This window comes from Solobacterium moorei (genome assembly GCF_036323475.1).
GTDB lineage: Bacteria > Bacillota_I > Bacilli_A > Erysipelotrichales > Erysipelotrichaceae > Bulleidia > Bulleidia moorei.
Map to the genome: position 1 here is coordinate 2,414,333 of NZ_AP028934.1, position 24,208 is coordinate 2,438,540.

The 24,208-nt window shown below is 36.4% G+C and carries 23 protein-coding genes; 7 read left to right on the top strand and 16 right to left on the bottom strand.

Annotated features, from left to right (window positions below):
- Window positions 1-31: 31 nt before the first annotated feature.
- Window positions 32-658 carry an O-methyltransferase gene (locus RGT18_RS12075; protein WP_338176331.1) on the bottom strand — a complete coding sequence of 209 codons (627 nt, stop codon included), beginning with the start codon at window positions 656-658 and terminating at the stop codon, window positions 32-34.
- A 34-nt stretch (window positions 659-692) separates the two neighbouring features.
- On the opposite strand from RGT18_RS12075, the gene RGT18_RS12080 reads away from it, so the two are divergent.
- On the top strand, window positions 693-3,920 hold the full coding sequence (locus RGT18_RS12080; protein ID WP_028078137.1) for a DEAD/DEAH box helicase: 3,228 nt from the start codon (window positions 693-695) through the stop codon (window positions 3,918-3,920).
- A 32-nt stretch (window positions 3,921-3,952) separates the two neighbouring features.
- Here the strand turns inward: RGT18_RS12080 and RGT18_RS12085 are convergent, their stop codons facing one another.
- From RGT18_RS12085 to RGT18_RS12105, 5 genes are all read right to left on the bottom strand, one after another.
- Window positions 3,953-5,296, bottom strand: a complete 1,344-nt coding sequence (locus tag RGT18_RS12085; RefSeq protein WP_028078136.1) for a sigma factor-like helix-turn-helix DNA-binding protein — start codon at window positions 5,294-5,296, stop codon at window positions 3,953-3,955.
- A 14-nt stretch (window positions 5,297-5,310) separates the two neighbouring features.
- A complete protein-coding gene (locus RGT18_RS12090) occupies window positions 5,311-6,672 on the bottom strand; it encodes a PFL family protein (RefSeq protein WP_037403872.1) in 1,362 nt (453 codons plus the stop codon).
- Between the two features lie 8 nt (window positions 6,673-6,680).
- Window positions 6,681-6,950 carry an ACT domain-containing protein gene (locus tag RGT18_RS12095; RefSeq protein WP_028078134.1) on the bottom strand — a complete coding sequence of 90 codons (270 nt, stop codon included), beginning with the start codon at window positions 6,948-6,950 and terminating at the stop codon, window positions 6,681-6,683.
- A gap of 10 nt (window positions 6,951-6,960) precedes the next feature.
- The gene (locus tag RGT18_RS12100; protein WP_156022817.1) at window positions 6,961-8,121 is read right to left on the bottom strand and encodes a hypothetical protein; all 1,161 of its coding nucleotides are present in this window, start codon (window positions 8,119-8,121) and stop codon (window positions 6,961-6,963) included.
- A gap of 115 nt (window positions 8,122-8,236) precedes the next feature.
- On the bottom strand, window positions 8,237-9,823 hold the full coding sequence (locus RGT18_RS12105) for a PTS transporter subunit EIIC (RefSeq protein WP_081659524.1): 1,587 nt from the start codon (window positions 9,821-9,823) through the stop codon (window positions 8,237-8,239).
- Window positions 9,824-9,956: 133 nt separating this feature from the next.
- Between RGT18_RS12105 and RGT18_RS12110 the strand changes: the two genes are divergently transcribed.
- A complete protein-coding gene (locus RGT18_RS12110; protein ID WP_028078131.1) occupies window positions 9,957-11,453 on the top strand; it encodes a BglG family transcription antiterminator in 1,497 nt (498 codons plus the stop codon).
- 3 nt (window positions 11,454-11,456) lie between these two features.
- On the opposite strand, the gene RGT18_RS12115 is transcribed toward RGT18_RS12110, so the two are convergent.
- Window positions 11,457-12,674 (bottom strand): aminopeptidase, encoded by a 1,218-nt coding sequence (locus RGT18_RS12115; protein ID WP_028078130.1) that lies wholly within the window; start codon window positions 12,672-12,674, stop codon window positions 11,457-11,459.
- A gap of 218 nt (window positions 12,675-12,892) precedes the next feature.
- Between RGT18_RS12115 and RGT18_RS12120 the strand changes: the two genes are divergently transcribed.
- From RGT18_RS12120 to RGT18_RS12130, 3 genes are read left to right on the top strand one after another with little or no spacing between them, the layout of a single operon-like run.
- The gene (locus RGT18_RS12120; RefSeq protein ID WP_028078129.1) at window positions 12,893-14,053 is read left to right on the top strand and encodes an iron-containing alcohol dehydrogenase; all 1,161 of its coding nucleotides are present in this window, start codon (window positions 12,893-12,895) and stop codon (window positions 14,051-14,053) included.
- 3 nt (window positions 14,054-14,056) lie between these two features.
- On the top strand, window positions 14,057-14,773 hold the full coding sequence (locus RGT18_RS12125) for a ribulose-phosphate 3-epimerase (protein ID WP_006525036.1): 717 nt from the start codon (window positions 14,057-14,059) through the stop codon (window positions 14,771-14,773).
- Window positions 14,773-15,354, top strand: a complete 582-nt coding sequence (locus RGT18_RS12130; protein WP_028078128.1) for a YitT family protein — start codon at window positions 14,773-14,775, stop codon at window positions 15,352-15,354. Before RGT18_RS12125 ends, RGT18_RS12130 begins: the two co-directional genes overlap by 1 nt.
- Before the next feature lie 51 nt (window positions 15,355-15,405).
- On the opposite strand, the gene RGT18_RS12135 is transcribed toward RGT18_RS12130, so the two are convergent.
- Window positions 15,406-16,347 carry an alpha/beta hydrolase family protein gene (locus RGT18_RS12135; RefSeq protein WP_028078127.1) on the bottom strand — a complete coding sequence of 314 codons (942 nt, stop codon included), beginning with the start codon at window positions 16,345-16,347 and terminating at the stop codon, window positions 15,406-15,408.
- Between the two features lie 237 nt (window positions 16,348-16,584).
- Here RGT18_RS12135 and RGT18_RS12140 point away from each other — a divergent pair, with 237 nt between their 5' ends.
- Window positions 16,585-17,886 carry an IS30 family transposase gene (locus RGT18_RS12140; RefSeq protein WP_338175422.1) on the top strand — a complete coding sequence of 434 codons (1,302 nt, stop codon included), beginning with the start codon at window positions 16,585-16,587 and terminating at the stop codon, window positions 17,884-17,886.
- 265 nt (window positions 17,887-18,151) lie between these two features.
- Here RGT18_RS12140 and RGT18_RS12145 read toward each other — a convergent pair whose 3' ends face one another.
- The gene (locus tag RGT18_RS12145) at window positions 18,152-20,014 is read right to left on the bottom strand and encodes an FAD-dependent oxidoreductase (protein ID WP_028077838.1); all 1,863 of its coding nucleotides are present in this window, start codon (window positions 20,012-20,014) and stop codon (window positions 18,152-18,154) included.
- 111 nt (window positions 20,015-20,125) lie between these two features.
- Here RGT18_RS12145 and RGT18_RS12150 point away from each other — a divergent pair, with 111 nt between their 5' ends.
- Window positions 20,126-20,920, top strand: a complete 795-nt coding sequence (locus RGT18_RS12150; protein WP_028077837.1) for a helix-turn-helix domain-containing protein — start codon at window positions 20,126-20,128, stop codon at window positions 20,918-20,920.
- Window positions 20,921-20,954: 34 nt separating this feature from the next.
- Here the strand turns inward: RGT18_RS12150 and rplQ are convergent, their stop codons facing one another.
- The 7 genes from rplQ to RGT18_RS12185 all read right to left on the bottom strand — a co-directional run bounded on the left by rplQ (window position 20,955) and on the right by RGT18_RS12185 (window position 24,201).
- Window positions 20,955-21,317: a 50S ribosomal protein L17 gene (gene rplQ, locus RGT18_RS12155; RefSeq protein ID WP_028077836.1), complete on the bottom strand. Its 363-nt coding sequence runs from the start codon at window positions 21,315-21,317 to the stop codon at window positions 20,955-20,957.
- 14 nt (window positions 21,318-21,331) lie between these two features.
- Complete coding sequence (locus tag RGT18_RS12160) at window positions 21,332-22,291, bottom strand: DNA-directed RNA polymerase subunit alpha (RefSeq protein ID WP_006525030.1); 960 nt, start codon at window positions 22,289-22,291, stop codon at window positions 21,332-21,334.
- Window positions 22,292-22,315: 24 nt separating this feature from the next.
- On the bottom strand, window positions 22,316-22,720 hold the full coding sequence (rpsK, locus tag RGT18_RS12165) for a 30S ribosomal protein S11 (RefSeq protein WP_028077835.1): 405 nt from the start codon (window positions 22,718-22,720) through the stop codon (window positions 22,316-22,318).
- A gap of 12 nt (window positions 22,721-22,732) precedes the next feature.
- On the bottom strand, window positions 22,733-23,098 hold the full coding sequence (gene rpsM / locus RGT18_RS12170; protein ID WP_006525028.1) for a 30S ribosomal protein S13: 366 nt from the start codon (window positions 23,096-23,098) through the stop codon (window positions 22,733-22,735).
- Window positions 23,099-23,119: 21 nt separating this feature from the next.
- Window positions 23,120-23,233, bottom strand: coding sequence for a 50S ribosomal protein L36 (gene rpmJ / locus RGT18_RS12175; protein WP_006525027.1), 114 nt, complete (start codon window positions 23,231-23,233; stop codon window positions 23,120-23,122).
- A 36-nt stretch (window positions 23,234-23,269) separates the two neighbouring features.
- Window positions 23,270-23,488: a translation initiation factor IF-1 gene (gene infA, locus RGT18_RS12180; RefSeq protein WP_006525026.1), complete on the bottom strand. Its 219-nt coding sequence runs from the start codon at window positions 23,486-23,488 to the stop codon at window positions 23,270-23,272.
- A 62-nt stretch (window positions 23,489-23,550) separates the two neighbouring features.
- Window positions 23,551-24,201: an adenylate kinase gene (locus tag RGT18_RS12185; protein ID WP_028077834.1), complete on the bottom strand. Its 651-nt coding sequence runs from the start codon at window positions 24,199-24,201 to the stop codon at window positions 23,551-23,553.
- Between the last annotated feature and the right edge of the window lie 7 nt (window positions 24,202-24,208).

Sequence of the window (24,208 nt, forward strand, 5' to 3'; positions counted from 1 at the left end):
ACCAAAGGCTTATTCAATTTGGATAAGCCTTTTATTTTACCACAGCAATAGCGATGCCATCTCCCACATCAAGGTGGAATGCTGTCTCAAAACGAGAATCTGTTTTGAGATATTCACGGAACTTTAAAATCTTGCGAGTCAATTGTACTGTAGAACGATTTTGCGAAAGTTCAGGACAGTCTACAATGCCATGAAACTGCAAGTTATCAAAGAAGAAAACCGTACCCTTTCTTGCATTTTTGAAAAAGTGTTCCATATACTTGCGATACTGAGACTTCGCAGCATCAATAAAGATTAGGTCATAGATCTTCTTTGTTTCAAATTGATATGCATCCTGTAAGTATGCATGCACTCTATCCCGCAAACCTGCATGCATGATATTATTTACGGCCTGTTCATACATATCAGGATTAATTTCCACTGTATCGATTGTCATATCCCAACGCAAACTCGCCATCTGAATTGCCGAGTAGCCTACCGCTGTACCAATCTCTAAGATATCGCGTATCCCTTCATGACTACGTATATATTCCAACAAGAATTCCATCCCATCATCTAACATGATTGGGATATGCTCCTTGCGAGCTTTATCGTGTATTTCCTGTAATCTAGCTTCATCCATATAGACAGTATAATATATTATTTCAATACGGTACATGTTAGAATGAAAGGATAAAGAAATGGAGGGATATATGTTAACACTTGAGTTTGTACGTGCTTTTATTGGTGAGAAAATGTTTACCAAAGGTATGCAGGAGTATACTGAAGCAAATGTCTTTAACATGGAAATTATCGAGAATGATGAACATTACAAACTGATTACAGCCAATGTTCAAGGTGAAGAGTATTACAGCGTTCATGTTGTTAACATAGAACTCAGCCCACAGAACGAATGGATTACAAAAATGACCTGTGATTGCGAGTATTTCGATTATCGTCATACCCCTTGTAAACATATCGCAGCTGTACTCATCGCCTATGTAAAACGCAATGATGCACAACCCGAACCTTCCTTACGTAAAAAACATACTGATAAATCATTTAAAGAGTTCTTATCTAGTTATCAAGCACACACAAGTAACTTTACCAAAAGACCTTTGAACATCATTTTAGAACCAGAAATATCCCCGAAGTTCCGTACTGACATGCTTGAAGTAGGATTTAAGATTGGTTTATTAAATGAACATCTCTATTCAATTCAAAACATCACGGAATTTGTCGAGAATTTGGATGGTGAAAAGAATAAGAAATATGGAAAATCTTTGGAGTTTACGCACACACTCCAAGCCTTCCATCCACGCTATCACCCTCTAGTACAGTATTTAGTTGATTATGTACATGATGAAACTTCCTATTCCCTTTACCAAAGTATCCCTGGATATCGTATGATGCATGCGGCTGATTTACCACGTCGTACAATTACCGTAAAATCCTATGCAACCGATATCTTCTGGGACACCATCAAGGATCTTTCATTCAACATCAAAGAACATTACGGTATCTTGCGACCATATACTTTAGTAGCTGGGCAGCCATTCATGAGCGCATCCATCGAGAAAGTAGATGATGGATATCAATTTAATACAACCGTATTGCCATATATTACTGGCAAGAAACACAGCTATTTCTTTGATGAAAGTCGACAAATGATTTACCGTGACGTAAGAGCTTCACAATCCTTCCGTAAATTAATCGACTATTTTCATAGTGCTAAATCGGCGAATATCTTTATTGCGGAAGACGATATCGCAACCTTTGCAAGAAATGTGTTCCCAATCTTGCAAAAGAATTTGACCGTTCAAACAAAAGGATTTAATCCGACACAGTATCTTCCTGAGATTCCTACTTTTGAAATATATCTAGATATGCCACAGGATAATCTAATTACAGGTGAACTCTTTGCTATTTATTCTCACGGTAAATACAATGTATTCTTACCTAGTGAAAATGCAGTGAATCGAGATTTATTTTTCGAAAAGAATATGGAGTATTTCTTCTCCCCTTGGTTTAGTGCCTATGACCCAACAAACTCTTGTATGGCGCTAACCGACGACGATGACAAGGTATATCGTTTTGTCAAATTTGGCATCCTAGAAATGCAGGCTAAAGCCGATGTATTCATCTCAGAATCTCTCAAGAAGCTAAAGCTTCACAGCCAAACACGTATCTCCATTGGGGTATCCGTTAATCACGATCTACTACAGTTAAATCTAATCAGTGATCAAATTAATCTCAAGCAACTCAATGAGATTCTCAGTAAATATGATCCAAAGAAGAAATACTATCGTCTTAAGAGTGGTGAGTTTGTGGATATCGATGAAAACATTCAAGCCCTTGCAAGCTTCAAAGACGCAATGAATCTTAGTAATTCGCAATTTACAAGTGGTTCCATTGATGTCCCAGCTTATCGTGCATCCTATCTTAATCAATTAGCAGAGACTTCTATCTTAGATATTCAAGCAAAGGAAAACTTTAGACAACTAATTCGCAATATGAAGGATATCGAAGATATTGAATACACTATTCCCCAGGAAATCGAACCAATCTTGCGGCCTTATCAGAAGAAAGGTTTCCGGTGGCTTTATGCACTAAAAGAGAATCATCTAGGTGGATTACTAGCAGATGAAATGGGCTTAGGTAAATCTATTCAAATCATCTCATTGCTTGCGGCTTGGAAAGATCGCAAACGTACGCTGATTGTATGTCCATCCTCCCTTGTATACAACTGGGCTAATGAAATCAATAAATTCATGCCAAATATGCATTACACAATGATTTCAGGATTCGCAAATATTCGCAAAGAACTCATTCATACTTCATTAGAAAATGATATTCTAATTACTTCTTATGATGCTCTCAAGCGTGATATTGATGTCTATCGTACGATGGAATTCTCTTGTCAGGTTATTGATGAGGCACAGTATATAAAGAATGCATCCACACTAGCCGCACAATCAGTAAAGGAAATTAACAGTCACTTCCGTATCGCCTTAACAGGTACACCTATCGAAAACCGTTTGAGTGAGCTATGGTCTATCTTTGATTTTATCCTACCAGGATTCTTTGGCTCGTATCAAAAATTCCGTACAAACTACGAACTTCCTATCGTACGTGACCAAGATGAGTTCTTAGAAGCAGAACTGCAAAAGATGGTAACGCCATTTATCCTACGTAGACGCAAGAAGGATGTATTGCACGACTTACCAGATAAGATTGAAGATGTATATTATGGTCAACTCGAAGATGAACAAAAGGATCTCTACAAAGCGCGCGTTCAGCGTCTCAAGTTAATGTTGCAGAAACAAAGTGATGAAGAATTCAAGGAGAACAAGATTGCAGTATTAGCGGAGTTAACGCGCTTACGCCAACTCTGTTGTGACCCTCACTTAATTTATGACCACTATAAAGGCAACTCTGCCAAGAAAGAACTCTGTTTAGATATCGTAGAAAATGCAATTGAAGAAGGACATAAGATATTACTCTTCTCCCAATTTACTTCTATGCTAGATACTCTAACCCAGGAGTTTGATAAGAAGGGAATTCGTTATCATAAGCTTGTTGGATCCACTCCACAGTTCGAACGTGCACGAATGGTAGAATCCTTCCAAACGGATGATGTACCTATTTTCTGTATCTCATTAAAAGCAGGTGGCACCGGCCTAAACCTTACCGCAGCAGATATCGTTATCCACTATGATCCTTGGTGGAATACAGCAGTTGAAAACCAAGCAAGTGACCGTGCACATCGTATCGGTCAAACAAATGTAGTAAATGTCTTCCGTTTAATTATCAAGGATACCATCGAAGAGCGAATCATTCAGCTACAAAAAGAGAAATCTAATCTAGCTGACCGTATTCTATCTGGTGAAGGTGTTTCCAGTGCTACATTATCCAGACAGGATTTATTAGAATTACTCTAAATCAAGCAAAAGAGACTGCGAGGTCTCTTTCATTATTTCCGATATGTTAAGAACTGATTGTTCTTGTCTGCAAGCCACTTGTTTTTACCAATTTGATACCAAGTGTAATCACTTGTCTGTTCAACAGAAAGTACTGTAAACTTCTCTCCACGCTTTGCGCTTCCCACTACATCAAAGTTTGTGCCTGCACCTCCACGAATATTCAAGGAGTCAATTACAACTTCAACTTCACCTAGTGTCTCTGGCGTGGGTTCTGGAGTTGCTGGTGTAGCAGTAGGCTCTGGTGTCGCATCAGAGTTTGCGACTACGCTAGTTGTCTCATTCTTTGATCCAAAAAGTGATTTGAAATCAAACTTTCCACCCATTGAATCATATACAATCCAAGCTAGCCCAGCCAATAACATTAATGTTAGAATCACAATTAAGAATTTTACGAAGAAACTTCCACCCTTGGATTCCTCCTCTTCAATATCCTCAACCTCTCCATCATTCTCATCAAATAAATCTTTCTTGAGAACTTGAGTTGCAGAGGACCGCACCTCTTGTTCATGAGAAATTGGGGTCGGTTCTTCCTTCTCTGTTGGAAGTGATAATGTATCCTCAATTTCATCAGATCCTGATGTGGATGGTAAATCTGGAAATTGCACTTCCTTACTCTTTTCTTGTGGAAGAGATGGTGTCTCTACTGGCTTCACAGTTTCTTCCGGTTGTGCAAATACACCACTGAGAATATCATTCTCTGCTGACTGTAGTGCAAGGTCATCTTGCATCTTCAAAACCAATGCACGCGATGATACTGGATTTAACTTATCCATCAATACGATTAATGTTCCTAAGTTGAAACCTCCACTCATCAGTGTATCCTTGGCTTCCGTTAACCAACTCATTACAGATTGAGGTGTTGTCATCAATAGCTTTGCACTTTCCTCAATGGACAAACCATCATATAAGTGAAGTGCTAAAGCAGCTCTAGCTCCCGTGCTAAGCTTATCCATCATCTCTAATACTTGGTACTTCTTTCCTTCAACTGTTTCAGGTAAAACTGCCATGTAGTTAGGGATTTCATCTGCTTCCGTGTACATGTTGCTGTTGGTTGTAGATTCTTTTAATGGTAATACGTGGGCGATAGCTTCCTTACGAACAATTTCTGCTGCCCAGCACTCAAACCATTCCGAATTCGTTACTTCCTTTAGATTTGAGAATACCTTCTTTAGCCCAGCCTGTTCTACTTTTCTAGCTTGCTCGTGATCTGCCACATATAATCTCGTAATAAAGTACATCTTATCTGAAATACGTCTGAGTATCTCCTTTGCGGCCTCAATATCACGTTGTTTTGCTTTTGTTAGTAATTCCTGTATTGTCTGATTTTCTAACATAATTCCCTCCAGTATTAATTCTTCAAACTATGTATCGGGGCCGGAATTCTTCCACCACGATTGATTAGTTTATCTGCTTTTGTCATCTTCACTGGCATGATTGGTCCTTCACCTAAAAGACCGCCAAATACTAGTTTATCCCCTGCATCCATGCCAATTGCTGGTATCAATCTGCATGCAGTTGTCTTATTGTTAATCATACCGATGGCAGCTTCATCTGCAATTATAGCAGATAGTGTCTCTGCTGTCGTATCACCAGGCACAATAATCATATCTAATCCAACGGAACATACCGCTGTCATTGCTTCTAATTTTTCAATTGTTAGGATTCCTCGCTCTGCTGCTGCAATCATCCCAGCATCTTCTGATACCGGAATAAACGCACCAGATAAACCACCTACACTTGAGGATGCCATGACGCCACCCTTCTTCACCGCATCATTTAACATTGCAAGCGCTGCAGTTGTTCCAGGACCACCACAAACTTCTAGACCAATCTCTTCTAGGATTTGCGCAACGGAATCGCCTACCGCAGGTGTTGGAGCTAATGATAAATCAACAATCCCAAATGGAACATTTAATCGCTGTGACGCTTCACGACCAACAAGCTGTCCCATACGCGTAATCTTAAATGCAGTTTGTTTTATGCATGCCGCAACTTCATCCATGCTCGCATGCTCTCCTAATTTTTGTAAAGCAGCACGCACTACACCAGGACCTGATACACCAACATTGATAACACAGTCTGGTTCAGATACGCCATGGAAGGCACCTGCCATAAATGGGTTATCTTCTACCGCATTGCAGAATACAACAAGCTTTGCTGCGCCAAAGCAGTTATTATCTTTTGTGACCTCCGCACATTTACGAACAATCTGCCCCATCAGTTTAACTGCATCCATGTTAATTCCAGCTTTAGTAGAGCCAATATTAACACTCGAACAAACAATATCTGTTTCCTTCAAAGCTTGTGGAATTGACATAATCAGCTCACGATCACCCTGTGTCATTCCCTTTTGAACTAAAGCAGAATATCCGCCAATAAAGTTAATGCCAATTTCTTTACCCGCTTTATCTAGTGTCTTCGCATATTTTACACAATCACCACCAGATACACTCTGTAATAGTGCAATTGGGGTTACTGATACACGCTGGTTGATAATTGGAATCCCATATTCACGTGAGATATCCTTTGCAACTTTTACAAGGTCTTTTGCTTTTGTTGTAATTTTTTTATAAATCTTTTCGCATGAGCAATCAATGTCTTCATCTGCACAATCGAGCAGGGAAATTCCCATTGTAACTGTGCGAATATCTAGACAATCCTCCTCAATCATATGAATCGTTTCTAGTATATTATCACTTTCAATACGCATAGATTCACCTATATTGTATGCATGCTATTGAAGATATCTTCATGCATGACATGTACTTTGAGATGTTGTTCATCTCCAGCGCTTTCTAAATCATCAGCGACTTTACGGAAATTCTCTAGATTACTTGGAACTTCCACAATCATAATCATTGTAAATAAATCCTGTAGTACTTTCTGTGTTACATCAACGATATTGATTTCTCTTTCAGCACATTTTGTTGCGATATATGCTAGAATGCCTGGCTTATCTTTGCCAACAACTGTAATAACCGCTCTCATATATTCTCCTTTATTCAGCTTGTAGTTTTTCTAATGATAAACCACAGTAATACAATTCCATCCGTAAGAATAATTTTGTCTTTTTGACAAACTCAACAGTGCTATCTTCACATGTTGATGTTTGACTATTATTCACAAAATCATACTGACATGCACCTAAACTACCATTATCACCCTTCCAACTATATACATAAGTGATCGAGCGATTGCTATAGGTAAATGTCTTATTCGCAAAATCAATGCGATAACTTTCATTCTCATTGAATTTATTGCTATATACATCTTCTGATTCCTTCGTGTAGTTTAAGCGTGATACCAGTCTCTTCTTAAAGGTTGCTGTAACAGTATCCTCTGGAGAATCATCATCTGTTGTCACTGTCTGAATCGAGTTTGTATCGATGTCCTTGTAATATACGTATGCACTCTCAGCTTGTTTTGTTTCATCACTGATAGATACCGTTGTTTCACCAAACTTTAGATAGTTAATTTCACTTTCATATTTGACATTTACTGACTGTCCATTTGTTGTGATTGTAGTATCGAATAGTGCCGTTTCTTTCACGTAGTGCTGGTCTTCATCAAATGTCACATGAATTTCATTACTTGTGATATCAAATGAATCAAAGTTCTTTAAACCATAGGAATCATATCTACTTAAGAAGAGTTCTTTTGCACGCTCTGCTTGGAGTTGAATCGTATATTCATTTTTATCTTTCGTTATGGAGGCGATATCTCCAGCCTCAAATACATATGGATCTAGTGGAACTAACATCGTCTTCTTTAGATTACTAAAGTCCATATCTTCATAGTAATTGACAGAGTTATATGTGTTATACAATCTACCGCCGTAATAATCTCCATTTAGCTCTGATAACATTCCATCCGCATTGATGTGTTGTTCATAGTGAGCACTATCACCATCTGTTTCTAACACTCCATCCATGAGATAAGTATCTAGTGTTTTATCGCTATATGTCATCGTATATTTTGACTGAACGCTTACTGTCCAAGAAGATTCAATCTTACGATTTTTAAGGGTTGTAGTATATTCTCCTAATGTGGAATCATCTGTCTGAATCGTCTGCTCTATACTGGATTGTTGTTGTGCTGTACGCTTTCCGCATCCTACTAACAGTAAAGCGGTAATACATAATATTTTTATCATTTTCATATGTTATTATTATATCAATCTTTAAACTCTTATACGATAGAAAGCCATAAAATCTTCATACAAAACTAATCTAAGCTTTAAAAAACCAGAAGATTAATCCTCTGGTTATTATGGTTTAGTCTAATCCAAGAATATCTTTTACAGCCGTTGTAATCGCATTGACATGTACACCATAAATAATCTGATAACTCTTGCCATTATGTACACAGCCAATAGCCTCTAAGTATTTTTGCCAATCCTCATCATCAACGACTTTTGTTTCATCTTTGACTGATACGCGTAAACGTGTTGCACAGCATGTAACACTATCAATATTATCTGCACCCCCAAAGGCTTCAACAATTCTCGCCTCTAAGCTATCGTTATTTATTGTACCATTTTTGATTTGTTGATATTCCTTCTTACTCATCAACTTAATATCATCATCTCCTCTTCCTGGAGTCTTAATATTAAATTTTTTAATCATAAATTTAAATGCTGCATAGTATGTAACAAATGTCAGTGGCAATAGATAGAGTAATGAGAAGATATGTACCTTATTCGGTTGGAATAAGTTTGGAATCATGAAGAATAATGCATTGCCATTGATTGACACCTTTGTTAACTCTGTCAATACATAGCATAATCCGCAAAGTGGAGCATATACTAACCAATATAGTACTGGTGATGCAAACAAGAATGTATATTCAATTGGTTCAGAAATTCCTACTAACGCAAGTGTAAGTACAGCAGGGACTAACAATGAAGCTACTTTCTTTCTATTCTCAACCTTTGCACACTTATACATCGCAAATGCAGCGCCAGGTAGACCTGCAAGTTGGAATAAGATTCTTCCTGTTGTAAAATTACGCACAATATATCCAGTTGCACTAGCAGATCCTGCTTGACCAACAATAATATTTTTTACGCCTTCATAAACAGTTCCGTCAATTGTCATTGTTCCACCTACAGCTGAATATTCGATTGGAAATGCAATTAGATGGTGAATTCCAAATGGTAATAATGCTTTGTCAATAAATCCAAACAGCCATGTTCCAAAATATCCTGATGTTGTAATCAAATGTGTAATAGATTGCAATACGCCGGCAACAACTGGCCATACATAGTAAGTCAAAATTCCTAATGGAATTGCAATAATTGTAATCATAATAATTACAAATTTTGTTCCTTGGAAGAATGCAAACATGGAGTTGAACTTTGTTTCGCAGAATTTATTATGAATGAGGCCTGCAGAAACACCAGCAACAATGCCGCTAAATATACCCATGTTGAAAGTAAATACGCCGGCAACAGTATCCCATAATGCATTAAAGTTTAAAGCAGCTTCTTGTGTATATCCAATTTCGATTAAATGTTCAATTGTAACTGTATCTGCTGTCCATCCCTGTGCCTTTGCAAATGCGCCAATACATGTGATGTAGCAGAAGAACATAACGATACCACCAAAAGCAGCCCAACCCTTCTCCTTTTTTGCTAAAGTAAATGAAATGCCAACCGCAAACCATACAGGTAGATAATTCATAAACATAAATCCCATCCTTGTAAACATTGAGAATAATGTATTTATGATATTATCCCCTGGCATGATGTAGTTTGTTACGGCAGCACCAATACCTACATAAAAACCAACTAGTACCAATAAAATAATTGGAACCATCATTGCTCCCGCAAATGATTGTAATTTTTCCTGAATATGTTTCATTGTATCCTCCTGGATTTAGTTTAACAAGGAAAACGCTTACATATTTTATTTTGAGATAACACTTCATTGTGGTAATTATATACAAACATAAGTATTCATGCATATAATGATAAAAACGGAGAACATCACCAACATGCCAATAAATATTGCTAATATCGCTATCGCAATGCTAACTGAAAAAGACTTATTTACTTATGAAACCATTTCTCAAAAAGTCAATTTATCAAATAAGACTGTTCGAAATAATATGCCAGATATTATCTCACTGTTCCAAAAATATAATATTAATATCCAAAAAAGCCCAGGTATTGGTATTCGTCTCTTTGGGAAAAAGGAAGATATTCTAAAGTGCTATAAATACTGTGAAAGTATGATTCATAAAAGCACTCAGATTTCATCAAAAATTCGTCAGAATAGTATTACATTTCTTTTATTAACAAGTTTCCGTAAGGTAACCATATCTTCGTTAGAAAGAAAATTATATATTACACGACCAAGCATTTATAATGATTTAAAGAATATTATAGCTTTTTTATCAAAATATAGTATTGTACTTACTAAAAGCAGAAAGAATGGCTTGTGCATTTCTTCTGGAGAAAAACGCGTTCGCCATTGTTTATTAGATTTAACATTCCACATGTTAGAATCCAATCTATCTTCATATTCACTAATTCCGGAGATATATCAATATTTATCTAATGTATCAAGATCTACCGATATACAGAAGATTCGTAAATTTATTCTTACAACTGCCAAAGAAACATCTACCGAAATTACAGAAAGTGATTTATTTCGGGCTATCTTATTTGTTTATATTGCATTCTATAGAATGCAGAATCAGCATTTTACTTCTCTAAATACAAGTATTGAAAAGAAAATAAAAAATAGTATAGTACGAGAATATCTTGCCAATAATTTAAAGAATCTTTCACGCTATTTTGGAGTGCAATTATCCGAAGAAGAAGCAATTTATATTACTGCACAGCTTTCTGTATATTTAAGTTCGAAAGATGAGTTTGTTTACCATGATTACACCAATCAGATATCTACACTTGACTTTACAAAGCAATTTACTGCATATTTAAATACAATTATAAAAATAAAAAATACTAGTGCATTTGAAAAGCAACTATATCCTTTTTTAGAAAAAACAATCCAAAAGTTTAATTTTGATTATGATTGTTATAATCCAAATACTAATCTAATTATACAGCAGTATCCTAAACTATTCGAAATCGCAAGTTCTATTAATACATTTACCGAACATTCCATGTATGTCACCTTGCCAAATGATGCTATTGCCACTATTACTTTATTACTCGCTTCTGTACACGAAAAGCAAACTGCCACCATTATATGTGGTTTTTGGTCACAAGTTCATCCATTTAAGAAAGAATTATTTTTAAATATTTTGCATACATCAATACTCAACATGAAATTAGTAGACTTGAAAAATGAAGTTGAACTAAAATCTTTTAAAGGTGATTTGATTTTGAGCACTGCTGACCAACTACATACTACGATAGAAGTAATTCCAATCCCAGAATTAATTAATCAAGAATTTATTCATTTACTAAATGAGAAGATACAGGATATTAGAGAAAAAAAGAGAGCTTCTTTCTTTAGATAAAGATCAAACTCTCCATTCTCCATTTTCCATTAATAGTATTTCTTCATTATTGTTTGAACTAGCTGTAATTGTTACTCTAGAATCTCCAAACATTACATCCACGTGATAATTAGAATAATTTATACCCAACCTTTCGAACTCTTTTCTTCCATACTCTATCTTGTGATTAATACTGCATGGGTACGCGCAACCAATTGCTAGATGGCATGCTGCATTCTCATCAAGTAATGTTGTCTGAAAAATAATGTTCGTTTTAGATATTTCTGTTTCTCCTGGCAAAATGGCAATTTCTCCAGGATATCTATTGTTTTCATCTAAATTGATAATTTCATCGAGTATAGATTTATTATCTGTTGCACAATAATCTAATATTTTACCCTTTTCAAAATGTAAACTAAACTCATTGATAAGCCTACCGCTATAATTCAGTGGCTTTGTATTATGCATTATACCAGTTATCCCAGTTTTCTTTGGCGCTGTAAATATCTCTTGAGTTGGAAAATTAGGCATATAACGAATTCCTTTTTCTGTAATTTCGCACCCTCCTGTCCATTTATGATTCTCTGCTAGCTCCACATATAATTGAGTTTTATCTGTTTTAAAGTATAGTGATTTAAATTGTTGTTGATCAAGATACTTTACCCTTTCTTGAATTTCATTTATTCGCCGGTTCCATATTTCGACAGCATTATCAAAATTTGCTAATGTAATTTGAAGATATACTTCCCATAACTTATCTAATGGTCGTAATTCTTCAGGGAAGATACATTCTGCCCAATATTTTGTTGGTATGACAGTTTTGCAAGATGCAATATTTCCAACTTTTCTTTTTTCATTTCTAAACTTCAAGTTATATTTCTTCTCAATCTGTTTCAACTGCTGTAATTCCTGCTTTTTCTCTTCGTCAAAAAAATCTATACCTCTCTTAGCCTCAAAAAACACACAGTTTTGTTCCAACAGACTTAACTTCTTTGATGTAATCTCTGATAAATAACTATCATAGATTTGATAGTTATTTTTATATTTTTCTAGTAATTGATTATAGTCATCTGTAAATTGATATATAACCTCCATACCTTTCAATTGTTTAGTTTTCTTATCAAATATATCTTTTAATGATATATATTCGGATGGAATTGTTACATATAGCAATTGATTTGGCTGAATATTAACACCGACTCTCAACCATACATCAACTAGATTTTCAAGATATTTATACATTTTTCTATTCTCCTAATATAAACATTATACATTTCGGGTGTATTATGATAATTAATTATTACCACATATTATAGGAAAGATATTACAAGTCTCTTTAACCTATAGCAAATAACGCATTTATAGTATTCCTCTTTGTATAAAATTACCACATTCAATGGGTATGAATTAGCAAAAACAATTATATATTTTCTTTTATAATTCTTTTATCAGGAGGTGCTATGGAATTTGTAAATTATCAACCCACTAAAATTATCTTTGGAGAAAACAAGATTGATTTACTAGAAACCTTGATTCTCCAATATGGTAAAAAAGCATTTATTATTGGACCTATTGTATGCGATGCGATTATACCCTTATTTAACCGAATTGAAAAAAATATATCTAATAAAATCTCATTTAAGACGTTTTATAAAGTTGAGTCAAACCCATCTATTAACACAGTCAATTCTGCTCTTAGGGCAATTCACAAATTTGACCCCGATATTATTATTGGTATTGGAGGCGGTTCTGTACTCGATGTTTCAAAAATCTGCTCTATTCTTTATAATAACCCACATTACACTTGGGAGTATATGTTTAATACATTTACGGACTTCCGTAAAGATTATGAACAAATCAATAATAAATTGCCTATGATTGCAATTCCTACAACATCTGGGACAGGATCGCAATGTACACAAGCCTGTGTATTGACGGATATTGACAATCTCAAGAAGACAATTTTTCATCAAAACTTGTATGCAACCATAACCATTTTAGATCCAACACTTACTTTATCACTCCCACATACCATAACTAGAGCAACAGCATTTGATGCTTTCTCACATTGCCTAGAATCATTTTTGAGAAGTGATAATCCTATATGTAACCTTCTTGCAAAGGAAGGTATCAAAAAAATCATATATAATCTACCACTTGTATTAGGCTCAAATAATATCGAATATCGCAAGGAACTAATGCTATCTGATACATTTGGGGGTATATCCCTGAGCAACTGTGGTGCAATGTTGCCACATCCACTCTCAGAAATAATTGGAAGCTATACAAATATATGTCACGGAGAAGCCTTGGCACTTGTATATCCATCTTTCTTACGAAATACAAGTCAAAAGTATTCCAAAAAATATGCCGAATTAGCAGATTATCTATTTCCTTCAGAAGAATTCGTAGATGATGTTGAGGCCGCAAATTATTTCATCAAAAGTATAATCACATTCATGCATGAATGTGATTTAGAAAAGAAAATTTCTGATTACGCAGTGGACAAAAAAATTATTGATCGAATATATAATTTTATTACTACTATACATTTACCAATGGAATCCACAGATACTATCGACACTATTTTAAATGAAATATTATATGAAAAAGGAGAATAAAATATGAAACACATTAAAATAGCAGCTGGACTTGCTCACATTAATTATGGAAAATTAACACAACTTGTAAAAGAAGCAGAAGCAGCAGGAGTTGATTACATTCACTCAGATGCAGCCGACATGCATGATCTACAGAATATGAAGTTAATGGGTGGCTGGCAAATTATTCAAGCTATTCGTCCTGAAGTAAAAATTCCTGTTGAATGCCATATTTACACAGTTTCAATGGACAAAATGTTTATCGAACAGATTCATTCTGCAGGCGCAAATATGCTCATTATCCCTGCCGAACATTTCATTGGTGCTCAGCTCACATATATCATTAATTGGTGCAGAGAAAGAAAGATTAAAGTAGGTTTGACAATTGGGTGTTATACGCCCCTATGCTTTGTGGAAGAGTCCATTTATGATATTGATCGTCTCCAGATTGTTACGCATGGTGTTGATGAAACTGATGGTGCTGATAACTGGGGCTGGAGAAGAAGTGTCACTGACCTTGTTAGACGTGCGCGTAAGTTAATTGATGAAAAAAATCCAAAATGTGAACTAGCCTTGGATGGTGGGTTACGTGTAGATAACATGGAACCATTAATTGAATGTAATCCTGATGTTATAGTTATGTCTTCTGCTTTATTTAAGGATCCAGATGGAATTACGGCTGCTGTAAAGAAATGTCGTAAAGTTATTGATGATGCTGCAATAAAGTATAACTTAGAGTAATGTCAAGAATATCTTATAAAGAAATTATATATTTGGCTGTTTCTTCATTCTTAACAGTTCTTGCGGTAAGATTATTCTTTATAGAATATTCTCTTACACCTGGGGGAATAACCGGACTTTCAATTACCTTAAGTGCAATACTACGGTTGCCAATCGATTTGATCTCTCTTTGTATTTCAGTTCCATTACTGATTGTGAGTTACTTTATTCTTGGTAATAGATTTGCATTTAAAACTATTTTTGTAACAATTACAATTCCTCTATTTCTCCGTATTGTACCGCAAATACATCTTGTAAATAATATTTTACTTGCTGCAGTTTTGGGAGGTATTCTTGTTGGAATATCCATTTCCATTGCAATTTGGAATGAATGTGCAACTGGAGGAACTGATACAATCGCTTATCTAATTAGATATATTTTTAAAAATTGGGAATTATCAAAAATCATCTTTACAATTGATATGATTATCGTCCTATCATCATTTGCTATCTCAAATAAACTGTACACATCTATTTACTCAGCAATTTCTTTAGTTTTTATAGTAATAACTATACAATTATTAACAAAATCTAAATCATAAAAAGCGTCCACATATCTTACAAGATGATATGTGGACGCTTTGGTCTATCTTCTACCTTGCTAACTTATCTTCAAAGAAGTCTACAGTATTTTCTACAACAATTCTTTTTACATATGCTTTATCACTATAAAACCCATAACTGTGTCCATCTTCTGGAGTCATAATTATTTCAGAACCCAATTCATTCGCTACAGACTTACTTACAGAAGGTGAAACCGCTGTATCATCTACTGCATAGATCACCATTGATGGGCCGTTATATGACAGCTTAACTTCCTGCATTAATGTTGCAAAATCTTTTTCCTCTAAATCCGCAAACCATTTTTTACTTAATTCTTGTTTCTGACCATAAAGCGTCGTGAAGTCTGTATATCCATCTTTCGATTCTTGCGCCGTTTTCTTTAATAATTCCCAATTTTCCGCTCCACCAAATAATTTCTTTAAATCTTCCGTATCTGCTGCAGGTGCTAGTAGGCACACTGCTTTAAAGTTATATTTCTTACTCGCTAGCATTTCCAGAGAAATTCTACCTCCCATTGAATAGCCGAATATACCAATAGAATCTTTATTTACCGCGTAATGATCGTTCATATATTTCATTGCATATTCGGTATATTGAATCATATTTGTTAGGGTATTATTTCTAAACTGTTCTTTTGAATCACCACATCCTGGATAATCCATACGAATACTCGCAATTCCTTTTTCAGCTAAGCCTTGTGCAATCGCATCAAGTCCGCCATTTTCACTTCTTGTTCCACCATGTCCATGGCAAATTAGAACATATGGTACCTTTTCTTTGGTTACAGGCATGGTAACAGTCGCATGTACATCTATACCTCCAGATTGGTACGTAACATCTTCCTCAGTATACTTCTCATCCATTGTTTCCTGTGAAGACATTTGTGTAGATTGCTTATGATCCTCCTTTTTACATCCTGCTAGACTAATTAGTAGAAAAACTGTCGAAAGAACACAATAAAATTTTTTCATATATTATCCTCCTGGTATACATGATTGATGAACTTCTTTGTAAGTTCATTATTGTTAATCTTATTATATTGATATTTCACATATAAATACAATATAAAAGAGGTAATTCCCATTTGAATTACCCCTCAATTATTTTTAAAAGTTCCTCTTTGCACTATTTTCTTAGTGAAAGTTCCCTTTTATGATAATGGCACAAGGGATATGTGCCAGGAAAGTGGAGAAAAGGAGGAATATTTTATGACTAGCACATACAAACAGCTTTCTTTTGACGAACGACTCATTATTCAAAATCTGTTGTCTGATCCTAACATCACGCTCAAGATGATTGCCCTTACTCTTAACAGGAGTCCCAAGGCCATTCGCTATGAGATAACACACCATCTTAGAATTGTCGTCCGTGCCAATACTCATAATAAGTGTGGTAGACAAAATCAATGTAATCGCACAAGGTTATGTACTCACTGTCTACAAGGTCGTTGTAAGTTCTGTAAACATGATAACTGCAATGATCTATGTTCCGATTTCATCTCTTCACCAATATGCAAACATACATCTCGTTTCCCCTATGTCTGCAACAATTGCCCAGATGCCAAAACCTGCAAGTTGCCAAAGGTATTCTATATGGCCGATGTTGCCCAAAAACAGAGGGATGACAATGTCAGTAGTTGGAAGGAAGGACCAAAGAAATCAGAAGCACAAATGAAGATGATTGTCGATGCCTTTGAGAAAGGCGTCAAACAGAACCTTTCACCAGACATCATCATACACAACAATCAGTTGGACATATCAGTATCTACCGCATATCGTTATATTCATTTTCGTCATATGGGCACCATCATCAATGTAGACCTCAAGCGTCAGGTCAAATATAAAACACGCTCTTCCAGCAAACATGTCGTGATACCAATCAACTATGATTGGCTTGAAGGCAGAAGATATGAAGACTATCTCGAACGTATCGAGAATGAAGATGTTTCCATCAATATATGGCAAATGGATACAATACTCGGCAAGCAAGGCGATGAAGAGAAATGTGTCCTTTCACTCCTGCATACAAGATCGAATCTACAGTTATATTTTCTGTTAAAGGAAAAAAGCATGTTGGCTGTCCAGCGTGCATTCGAAATCATCAAGGATGTACTGGGACCTGAACTATTTTCTATGACCTTTCCAATCATTCTTACTGACAATGGCTCTGAGTTCCACGATCCTCTAAGTCTAGAGACCGATGCATATACAGGAGAAAAACTAATATCCATCTACTACTGCAAGGCCGGAAGAAGTGATCAGAAAGGTAAATGTGAGAAGAACCATGAACACTTTAGAGAATGTGTTCCAAAGGGAAAGAGTATGAATGCATTGACCCAGAAGGACATCAACTATGTGTCTGACATGGTAAACAATTATCCTCGTAGATCCTTAAACTACAATTCACCTATCGATATCGCCGCTCTATCACTAAACAAAAAGGTGTTAAGTCTTAACAAGTTGACTCACCTCAACATCAAACAAGTTAAGCTTACACCTATCATCCACTAGCCGATTTGGCACATATCCCTAACCTACAAAAAGGAACTTTCGATGAGAAAAAATTTAAACCATCATTGAAAGCCGAGCTTTCGTATGCCCAAATCGCCTGTCTATACATATTCAATATCACAAAATATCTTATAAGTACACTATTACAGTAAAATGTTTCTTCTCTTTAGCCCTAAAAATGGGGAACTTTCGTTGAAAAGGAACTTTCGTTGAAAATTGAGCCATTTGAATTACCCCCATCATATTTATACAATTTTATACAATCTTACTTCTTTGCGTATTCAGCAGCTTCTTGACCTACTAATCTACCAGATGTTAAGGAGAATCCAAGACCTACACCTTCAACATTTTGATAAGCTGCTACACTTACACCAGAAACATTGTTTCCTGTAGCGTATAGACCTTTAATTACTTTGTAATCATCTGTTAATACTTCAAGTTTATCTGTTGTATTTACCCCACCTAAAGCACCAAGTACACCAGAGTGTCCACAAGTTACATAGAACGGACCATTTTCAACAGTATATGTTAAATCCTGTGGATCCTTAAAGAAATCTGTATCACTACCATTCTTAACAAAAGTATTATATTTAGCGATTGTTTCCTTCAATGTTTCCTTATCGCAACCGATAAATTCAGCTACTTCATCTAGAGTCTGACAAATCTTACCAGCATTAGCATCTTCAAGTGCTTTCCAATCTGCGTTCCATGTATCCTTATCAATTGGCGCATGATATAGTGTTGGCTTACCATTTTCATCCTTGATACCGAAACGATCCCAGTAATGTACCCATGACCCTGTATTAGGTTGCGTAGTATCTGTCCAACGCTCTGCTGTTGTCTGATCGAAGATTGTATATGCAAGACCACCTTGTGCTACTACTGATGATGAAAACTCTACTGTGTCTTTTAACAAGTCTTCATTCATGAAACGTTGACCTTGGCTATTTACCCAAAGGATAGGTGTATTTAAACTCAATTGAGATACTGTTTCTTCTCCTGCACCCTTGGTCACTACACCATGATTCATTGTAAGAAGTTCACCCTTTGCAGCACCTTTATCCCACATCATTTCAATGCCTGGTAATTGGTTACCTTTAATAACCATAGCATTATTGTATACAGTATCACCTAAAGTTTCTTTCATAAGCTCCTGATTAGCGGCGAAAGATCCTGTCGCGACAATAACAGATTTTGCATTGACTGTTAACTTGGCACCATCCTGCTTTTCACAGATAGCTCCTACAACATTACCATCTTTATCTGTGATAAGTTCCTTAGCTGTTGTATTATATTTTACTTCAACACCATCTTTTTCAAGTTGTTCTGCAAAATGCTTGAATGGTTCTGCACCGCCCCAACGATGATAGATAACATCTGTATTAAAGTGTGCAATCTGCTGAGGCATTTCAGATAGATAGAACTTTACACCTTTCTCTAAACAGTACGCAACTGTATTCTTAGCTTCTGACACAAAGCGACGAATCAAACTACTATTTCCTAATTGGCTGTTATGATCTTGCATAAACTCATACCAGTATTCTTCATTTGTCTGCATATGATCACCATAACGCTCTTTTTGTAGTTCTGTACCAATCGCAAACATACCCTGTGCCGCATTACCAAAACCGCCAAGAACATCAGTTGCTTCAACACCAATTACCTTTGCACCTGCTTCACTAGCTGCTAACGCCGCAAGAGTTCCTGATGCTCCCATACCAACAACTAATACATCTGTATCTACAGTTTCATCTTCTCCTTTTTTAGCTGCAGTATCCTCAACTTTTAGTCCAGCTTGTTCGAAAGCAGACTTAGCCGCTTTGATAATTGCTTTACTGGAAATTGTTGAACCAGACACTACATCCACATTAGGACTCTGCTTTTCTTTGATTTCCTTTGCTAATTGTTCCGCTGCAGCTCCACCCTTATCAGGCGTTTCTTTTGATGCATCAATTGTTACATCTTCTACTTTTCCACCACTAACCTTTAGTGTGACCTTGATATCTCCACCAAATCCTTTTTCACTTGCTGAAAATTCTCCGTCTTTTGCTCCACCGGCTTTCTGGGTACATCCAAATAAGCTACATGCGAGCATGGCAGATAACATTAACTTGCCAAACTTCTTCATTATTCCCCCCCTGAGATTTATACATAGATAATAGTATTTTGATATTTTTATCACAATGTGTATTTCTTATTTAAAAAGTGTTTTAATCTTAGGTGTATAGGAACAAACATCATGATAAATAAAGATATTCAACTATTTAAATCCTCGAATGGTAAGACATCTACAATATCGATGCTATATTGTGATGAAGACACCGATATTCATCTTAAAAATCGTAATTACCAAATGTATCATGGAGATATCGTCCTCTGCCATCCTGATATCACGTGGGCATCGACCAATAAGATAACTATTATTTCTTTTAATGAATCTTTTTTTGATTCTCTATTTTATAGTCAAATTGCAGACTGTAAAATTATTTATGATTTTATCACTACAAGAAATTCATGCGAGCATGATTATCTATTCTTTAAGGCGGATACCTCCAACGATTTCAAAAATCTGTTCAAGTTCTTAAAACGTGAGATTCGTCATACGGATATCTACTCAGTGAAGCTTCAGCATTTACTTGCAGTGGGACTATTTACCCTACTTGATCGGAAACGCCCTACAAATCTTGTTGTGCAAAATTCTACAATGATTGCTAAAAATCGTTTTGGAAAGATTCTAAAGTATATGGGAGATCATTTTGATGAATGTACTCTACAAGATATTGCGTCAAAGTTCTCTTATAACCCTGATTATCTTTCTTCGATGTTTAAGCGTATTACAGGTTTCTCTTTCTCAGAGAAATTACTATATATCCGGTTAGAAGAATCTTGTCGTCTTTTGAAAACATCTGATTACTCAATTGAGGAAATTTCTTCCTTAATTGGATTTAAAGATAAAAGTTATTTCAATCGTAAATTTAAAGAACAGTATCAACTCACGCCAGCAAAATGGAAAAAGTCTCAATCAAAAAAATGACCGTATATCATCGATATACGGTCTATCTTTTTGATTAAACTAATTCGATATAAGCCATTGGAGCAGCATCGCCACGACGAACACCTGTCTTAACAACACGTGTATATCCACCCTTGCGATCAGCATACTTAGGAGCTACTTCTTCAAATAACTTCTTTAATACCGTCTGTCCTGCCTTTTCATCAGCTACAACATTTCTTACGAAAGCAGCAGCCTGACGACGAGCAGCTAAATCACCCTTTTTACCTAAAGTGATTAACTCGTCCACTACAGATCTCATATCTTTAGCTTTAGCTTCTGTTGTTTCTACCTTGCCATACATAATGACAGAAGTAGCTAAGTTTCTCAACATAGCTTTGCGGTGATCAGCATTTCTGCCGAATTTACGATTCCACATAAACGTTCCTCCTGTTAATCAAAGGACTTGAAGCCCAAACCAAGTTCAATGAGCTTATCCTTAACCTCTTTTAATGATTTCTTACCGAGGTTACGGACTCTCATCATTTCATCCTCGGTCTTTTGTGTCAGTTCATCAACTGTCTGAATTCCGGCACGTTTTAAGCAGTTATAAGAACGTACAGACAAGTCAAGATCTTCAATCATCATCTGTTGTCCCTTACTTGGCTGCTCTGTATTACCTTCCTTAAGTACTTCATCCATTTGTAGTACTTCATCGTTAATACCAGCAACGATATCTAAGTGATCCATTAAAATCTTAGCTGCCATTGCAATCGCTTTTTGTGGATTGATGGAACCATCAGTCCAAACCTCGAGTGTAACAGCATCATATTTAACATCTTCACCTACACGTGTTGGTTCAACGTTGTAAGCAACTTTTTCAACTGGTGTGTAAATAGAGTCAGTAAATACTGTACCAATTCCTTGAGAGGAACCCTGGTTTAGTTGCTTGTTTAAATCAGCACTAATATAACCACGGCCATTCTTAGCCTTTAATTCCATCTCTAATGTTACGTCTTTTTCTAGGTGCGCAATCTCCAAGTCTTTGTTAATAACTTCAACTTGAGCTGGGCAAATAATATCACCAGCAGTGATTGTGCATGGTCCCTTCGCAGAAATCTGTAATGTATAGACCTCATCGTCCTCAATCTTCATGACTAATTGCTTTAACTGCAAGATAATCATGGAAACGTCTTCTCTCACACCTGGGATAGATGTAAATTCGTGGTATACGCCATCAACCTTGATGGAGAATACTGCAGCTCCCGGTAGGGATGAAAGCAGGACCCTGCGAAGCGCATTCCCGATTGTTGTACCAAATCCTCTCTCTAATGGAGAAAGAACAAACTTACCATAATTTTCAGATTCTACATATTCCTGTACTTCGAAATCGGCGCGTTCAAATTTTTGCATGCTTCAATCCTCCTGTTCTAATGATTATCCACGCGGTCTCTTTGGCGGACGACATCCGTTATGAGGGATCGGAGTTACATCATTAATAACGGTAATCTCTAAACCTGCTGTCTGTAAAGAACGAACTGCTGATTCACGACCAGCACCTGGTCCCTTAACATTTACTTCTACGCTCTTCATACCCTGTTGAACAGCTGCTTTACCAGCTGCTTCAGCGCATAACTGTGCAACATAAGGAGTAGACTTACGTGAACCCTTATAGCCTAATGCACCAGCTGAGCTCCAAGAAATAACGTTACCTGCTTCATCAGAAATAGTAACGATTGTGTTGTTGAATGTTGAATGAATATGAGCAATACCTTTTACTACATTGCGGCGGGCCTTCTTCTTACGAATCACAGCGCCTTTTTTCTTTGTGTTAGCTGCCATTATACCCTCCTATTACTTCTTCTTATTAGCGACAGTACGACGTGGACCTTTTCTTGTACGAGCATTTGTACGTGTACGTTGTCCACGAACTGGTAATCCTCTTCTATGGCGGATTCCACGGTATGAACCGATTTCCATTAGTCGCTTGATATCTAATGCTCTATCACGGCGGAGGTCACCCTCAGTCTTAATAGCATCAATCTTTTCGCGGATTGCAGTTTCCTGAGCTTCCGTTAAGTCGTTTGTACGTGTGTTTTCGTCGATTCCACAAGCAGCAAGGATATTCTTAGCTGTTGTAGGGCCGATTCCATAAATGTATGTCAATGATACGCCGATAACTTTGTTACGCGGAATATCGACACCAGCAAAACGTGGCATATTTAGTTATCCTCCCTTTAATTAACCCTGTCTCTGCTTATGCTTAGGGTTTTCACAGATGACCATAACAACGCCCTTGCGCTTGATCACTCTGCACTTATCACAAATTGGTTTTACAGATGGTCTTACTTTCATTTTTATTTGCCTCCTGGACAATTCTACCAAAAACTTTTACTTATGTCTGTAGGTAATTCGCCCACGTGTTAAATCATATGGTGAAATTTCAACGGTGACCCGGTCTCCCGGTAAAATGCGAATGTAGTTCATACGGATTTTACCAGCAACGTGGGCACGGATCTCGTGACCATTTTGAAGCTTCACTAGGAAATTTGCATTAGGAAGGGTTTCTTCCACAATGCCATCAATTTCAATAACGTCCTGTTTGCTCATCTTACTCACTTTCTTTATATGAGTTCTGGAAAGGGTTTAAATCCCTTTCCAACTCAATATTTTTAAGCATTCTTCTCAAGAGCTTTTTTAATATCTTCAAATACTTTATCCGGTGTTTGTGCAGCATCAATATGTGTTACTACACCTTTTTGTTCATAATATTCAATGACCGGCTTTGTGCTTGATTCATAACCTTCCATACGAACTTTTAATTGTTCGACTGTATCGTCTTTACGCTGCTGTAGTTCACTTGCGCAAACATCACATACGCCTTCAACTTTACTTGGGTGATTATGAATATGATATATTGCCCCGCACTTTGGACAGATGCGACGTCCGGTAATTCTTTCTTCTAGAATTTCGAACTTCACCTGCAAGTCAATAACAGTATCAACTTTTTTTCCAATCTTCTCAGCAATCTTGTCAAAGACTTCAGCCTGTACTAATGTACGTGGAAATCCATCTAACAGATAACCATTTGCACAATCCGGTTGTTGAATACGATCTTCAACCATTGCGTTTATTAAATCATCTGGTACAAGTTTGCCTTGATTCATATAGCTTTGAGCCTCAAGGCCTAAAGCTGTGCTGTTACGCACATTCTCTCGTAGCATATCACCAGTAGAGATGTGTGCAATATTGTATTCCTTTAGGATTAGGTCAGACATTGTGCCTTTTCCTGCTCCTGCAGGACCCATGATCAGAATATTCATATCTTAT

Excerpts from the sequence above, each read along its gene's own strand:
- RGT18_RS12090 (WP_037403872.1), bottom strand. The coding sequence starts at position 6,672 with ATGCGTATTGAAAGTGATAATATACTAGAAACGATTCATATGATTGAG.
- RGT18_RS12185 (WP_028077834.1), bottom strand. The coding sequence starts at position 24,201 with ATGAATATTCTGATCATGGGTCCTGCAGGAGCAGGAAAAGGCACAATG.
- RGT18_RS12095 (WP_028078134.1), bottom strand. The coding sequence starts at position 6,950 with ATGAGAGCGGTTATTACAGTTGTTGGCAAAGATAAGCCAGGCATTCTA.
- RGT18_RS12080 (WP_028078137.1), top strand. The coding sequence starts at position 693 with ATGTTAACACTTGAGTTTGTACGTGCTTTTATTGGTGAGAAAATGTTT.
- RGT18_RS12135 (WP_028078127.1), bottom strand. The coding sequence starts at position 16,347 with ATGAAAAAATTTTATTGTGTTCTTTCGACAGTTTTTCTACTAATTAGT.
- RGT18_RS12105 (WP_081659524.1), bottom strand. The coding sequence starts at position 9,823 with ATGAAACATATTCAGGAAAAATTACAATCATTTGCGGGAGCAATGATG.
- RGT18_RS12075 (WP_338176331.1), bottom strand. The coding sequence starts at position 658 with ATGTACCGTATTGAAATAATATATTATACTGTCTATATGGATGAAGCT.
- RGT18_RS12115 (WP_028078130.1), bottom strand. The coding sequence starts at position 12,674 with ATGTATAAATATCTTGAAAATCTAGTTGATGTATGGTTGAGAGTCGGT.
- rpsM (WP_006525028.1), bottom strand. The coding sequence starts at position 23,098 with ATGCCACGTTTTGCTGGTGTCGATATTCCGCGTAACAAAGTTATCGGC.
- rplQ (WP_028077836.1), bottom strand. The coding sequence starts at position 21,317 with ATGTGGAATCGTAAATTCGGCAGAAATGCTGATCACCGCAAAGCTATG.
- RGT18_RS12120 (WP_028078129.1), top strand. The coding sequence starts at position 12,893 with ATGGAATTTGTAAATTATCAACCCACTAAAATTATCTTTGGAGAAAAC.
- rpmJ (WP_006525027.1), bottom strand. The coding sequence starts at position 23,233 with ATGAAAGTAAGACCATCTGTAAAACCAATTTGTGATAAGTGCAGAGTG.
- RGT18_RS12140 (WP_338175422.1), top strand. The coding sequence starts at position 16,585 with ATGACTAGCACATACAAACAGCTTTCTTTTGACGAACGACTCATTATT.
- RGT18_RS12160 (WP_006525030.1), bottom strand. The coding sequence starts at position 22,291 with ATGCAAAAATTTGAACGCGCCGATTTCGAAGTACAGGAATATGTAGAA.
- infA (WP_006525026.1), bottom strand. The coding sequence starts at position 23,488 with ATGAGCAAACAGGACGTTATTGAAATTGATGGCATTGTGGAAGAAACC.
- RGT18_RS12145 (WP_028077838.1), bottom strand. The coding sequence starts at position 20,014 with ATGAAGAAGTTTGGCAAGTTAATGTTATCTGCCATGCTCGCATGTAGC.
- RGT18_RS12125 (WP_006525036.1), top strand. The coding sequence starts at position 14,057 with ATGAAACACATTAAAATAGCAGCTGGACTTGCTCACATTAATTATGGA.
- RGT18_RS12130 (WP_028078128.1), top strand. The coding sequence starts at position 14,773 with ATGTCAAGAATATCTTATAAAGAAATTATATATTTGGCTGTTTCTTCA.
- RGT18_RS12100 (WP_156022817.1), bottom strand. The coding sequence starts at position 8,121 with ATGAAAATGATAAAAATATTATGTATTACCGCTTTACTGTTAGTAGGA.
- RGT18_RS12085 (WP_028078136.1), bottom strand. The coding sequence starts at position 5,296 with ATGTTAGAAAATCAGACAATACAGGAATTACTAACAAAAGCAAAACAA.
- rpsK (WP_028077835.1), bottom strand. The coding sequence starts at position 22,720 with ATGGCAGCTAACACAAAGAAAAAAGGCGCTGTGATTCGTAAGAAGAAG.
- RGT18_RS12150 (WP_028077837.1), top strand. The coding sequence starts at position 20,126 with ATGATAAATAAAGATATTCAACTATTTAAATCCTCGAATGGTAAGACA.
- RGT18_RS12110 (WP_028078131.1), top strand. The coding sequence starts at position 9,957 with ATGCCAATAAATATTGCTAATATCGCTATCGCAATGCTAACTGAAAAA.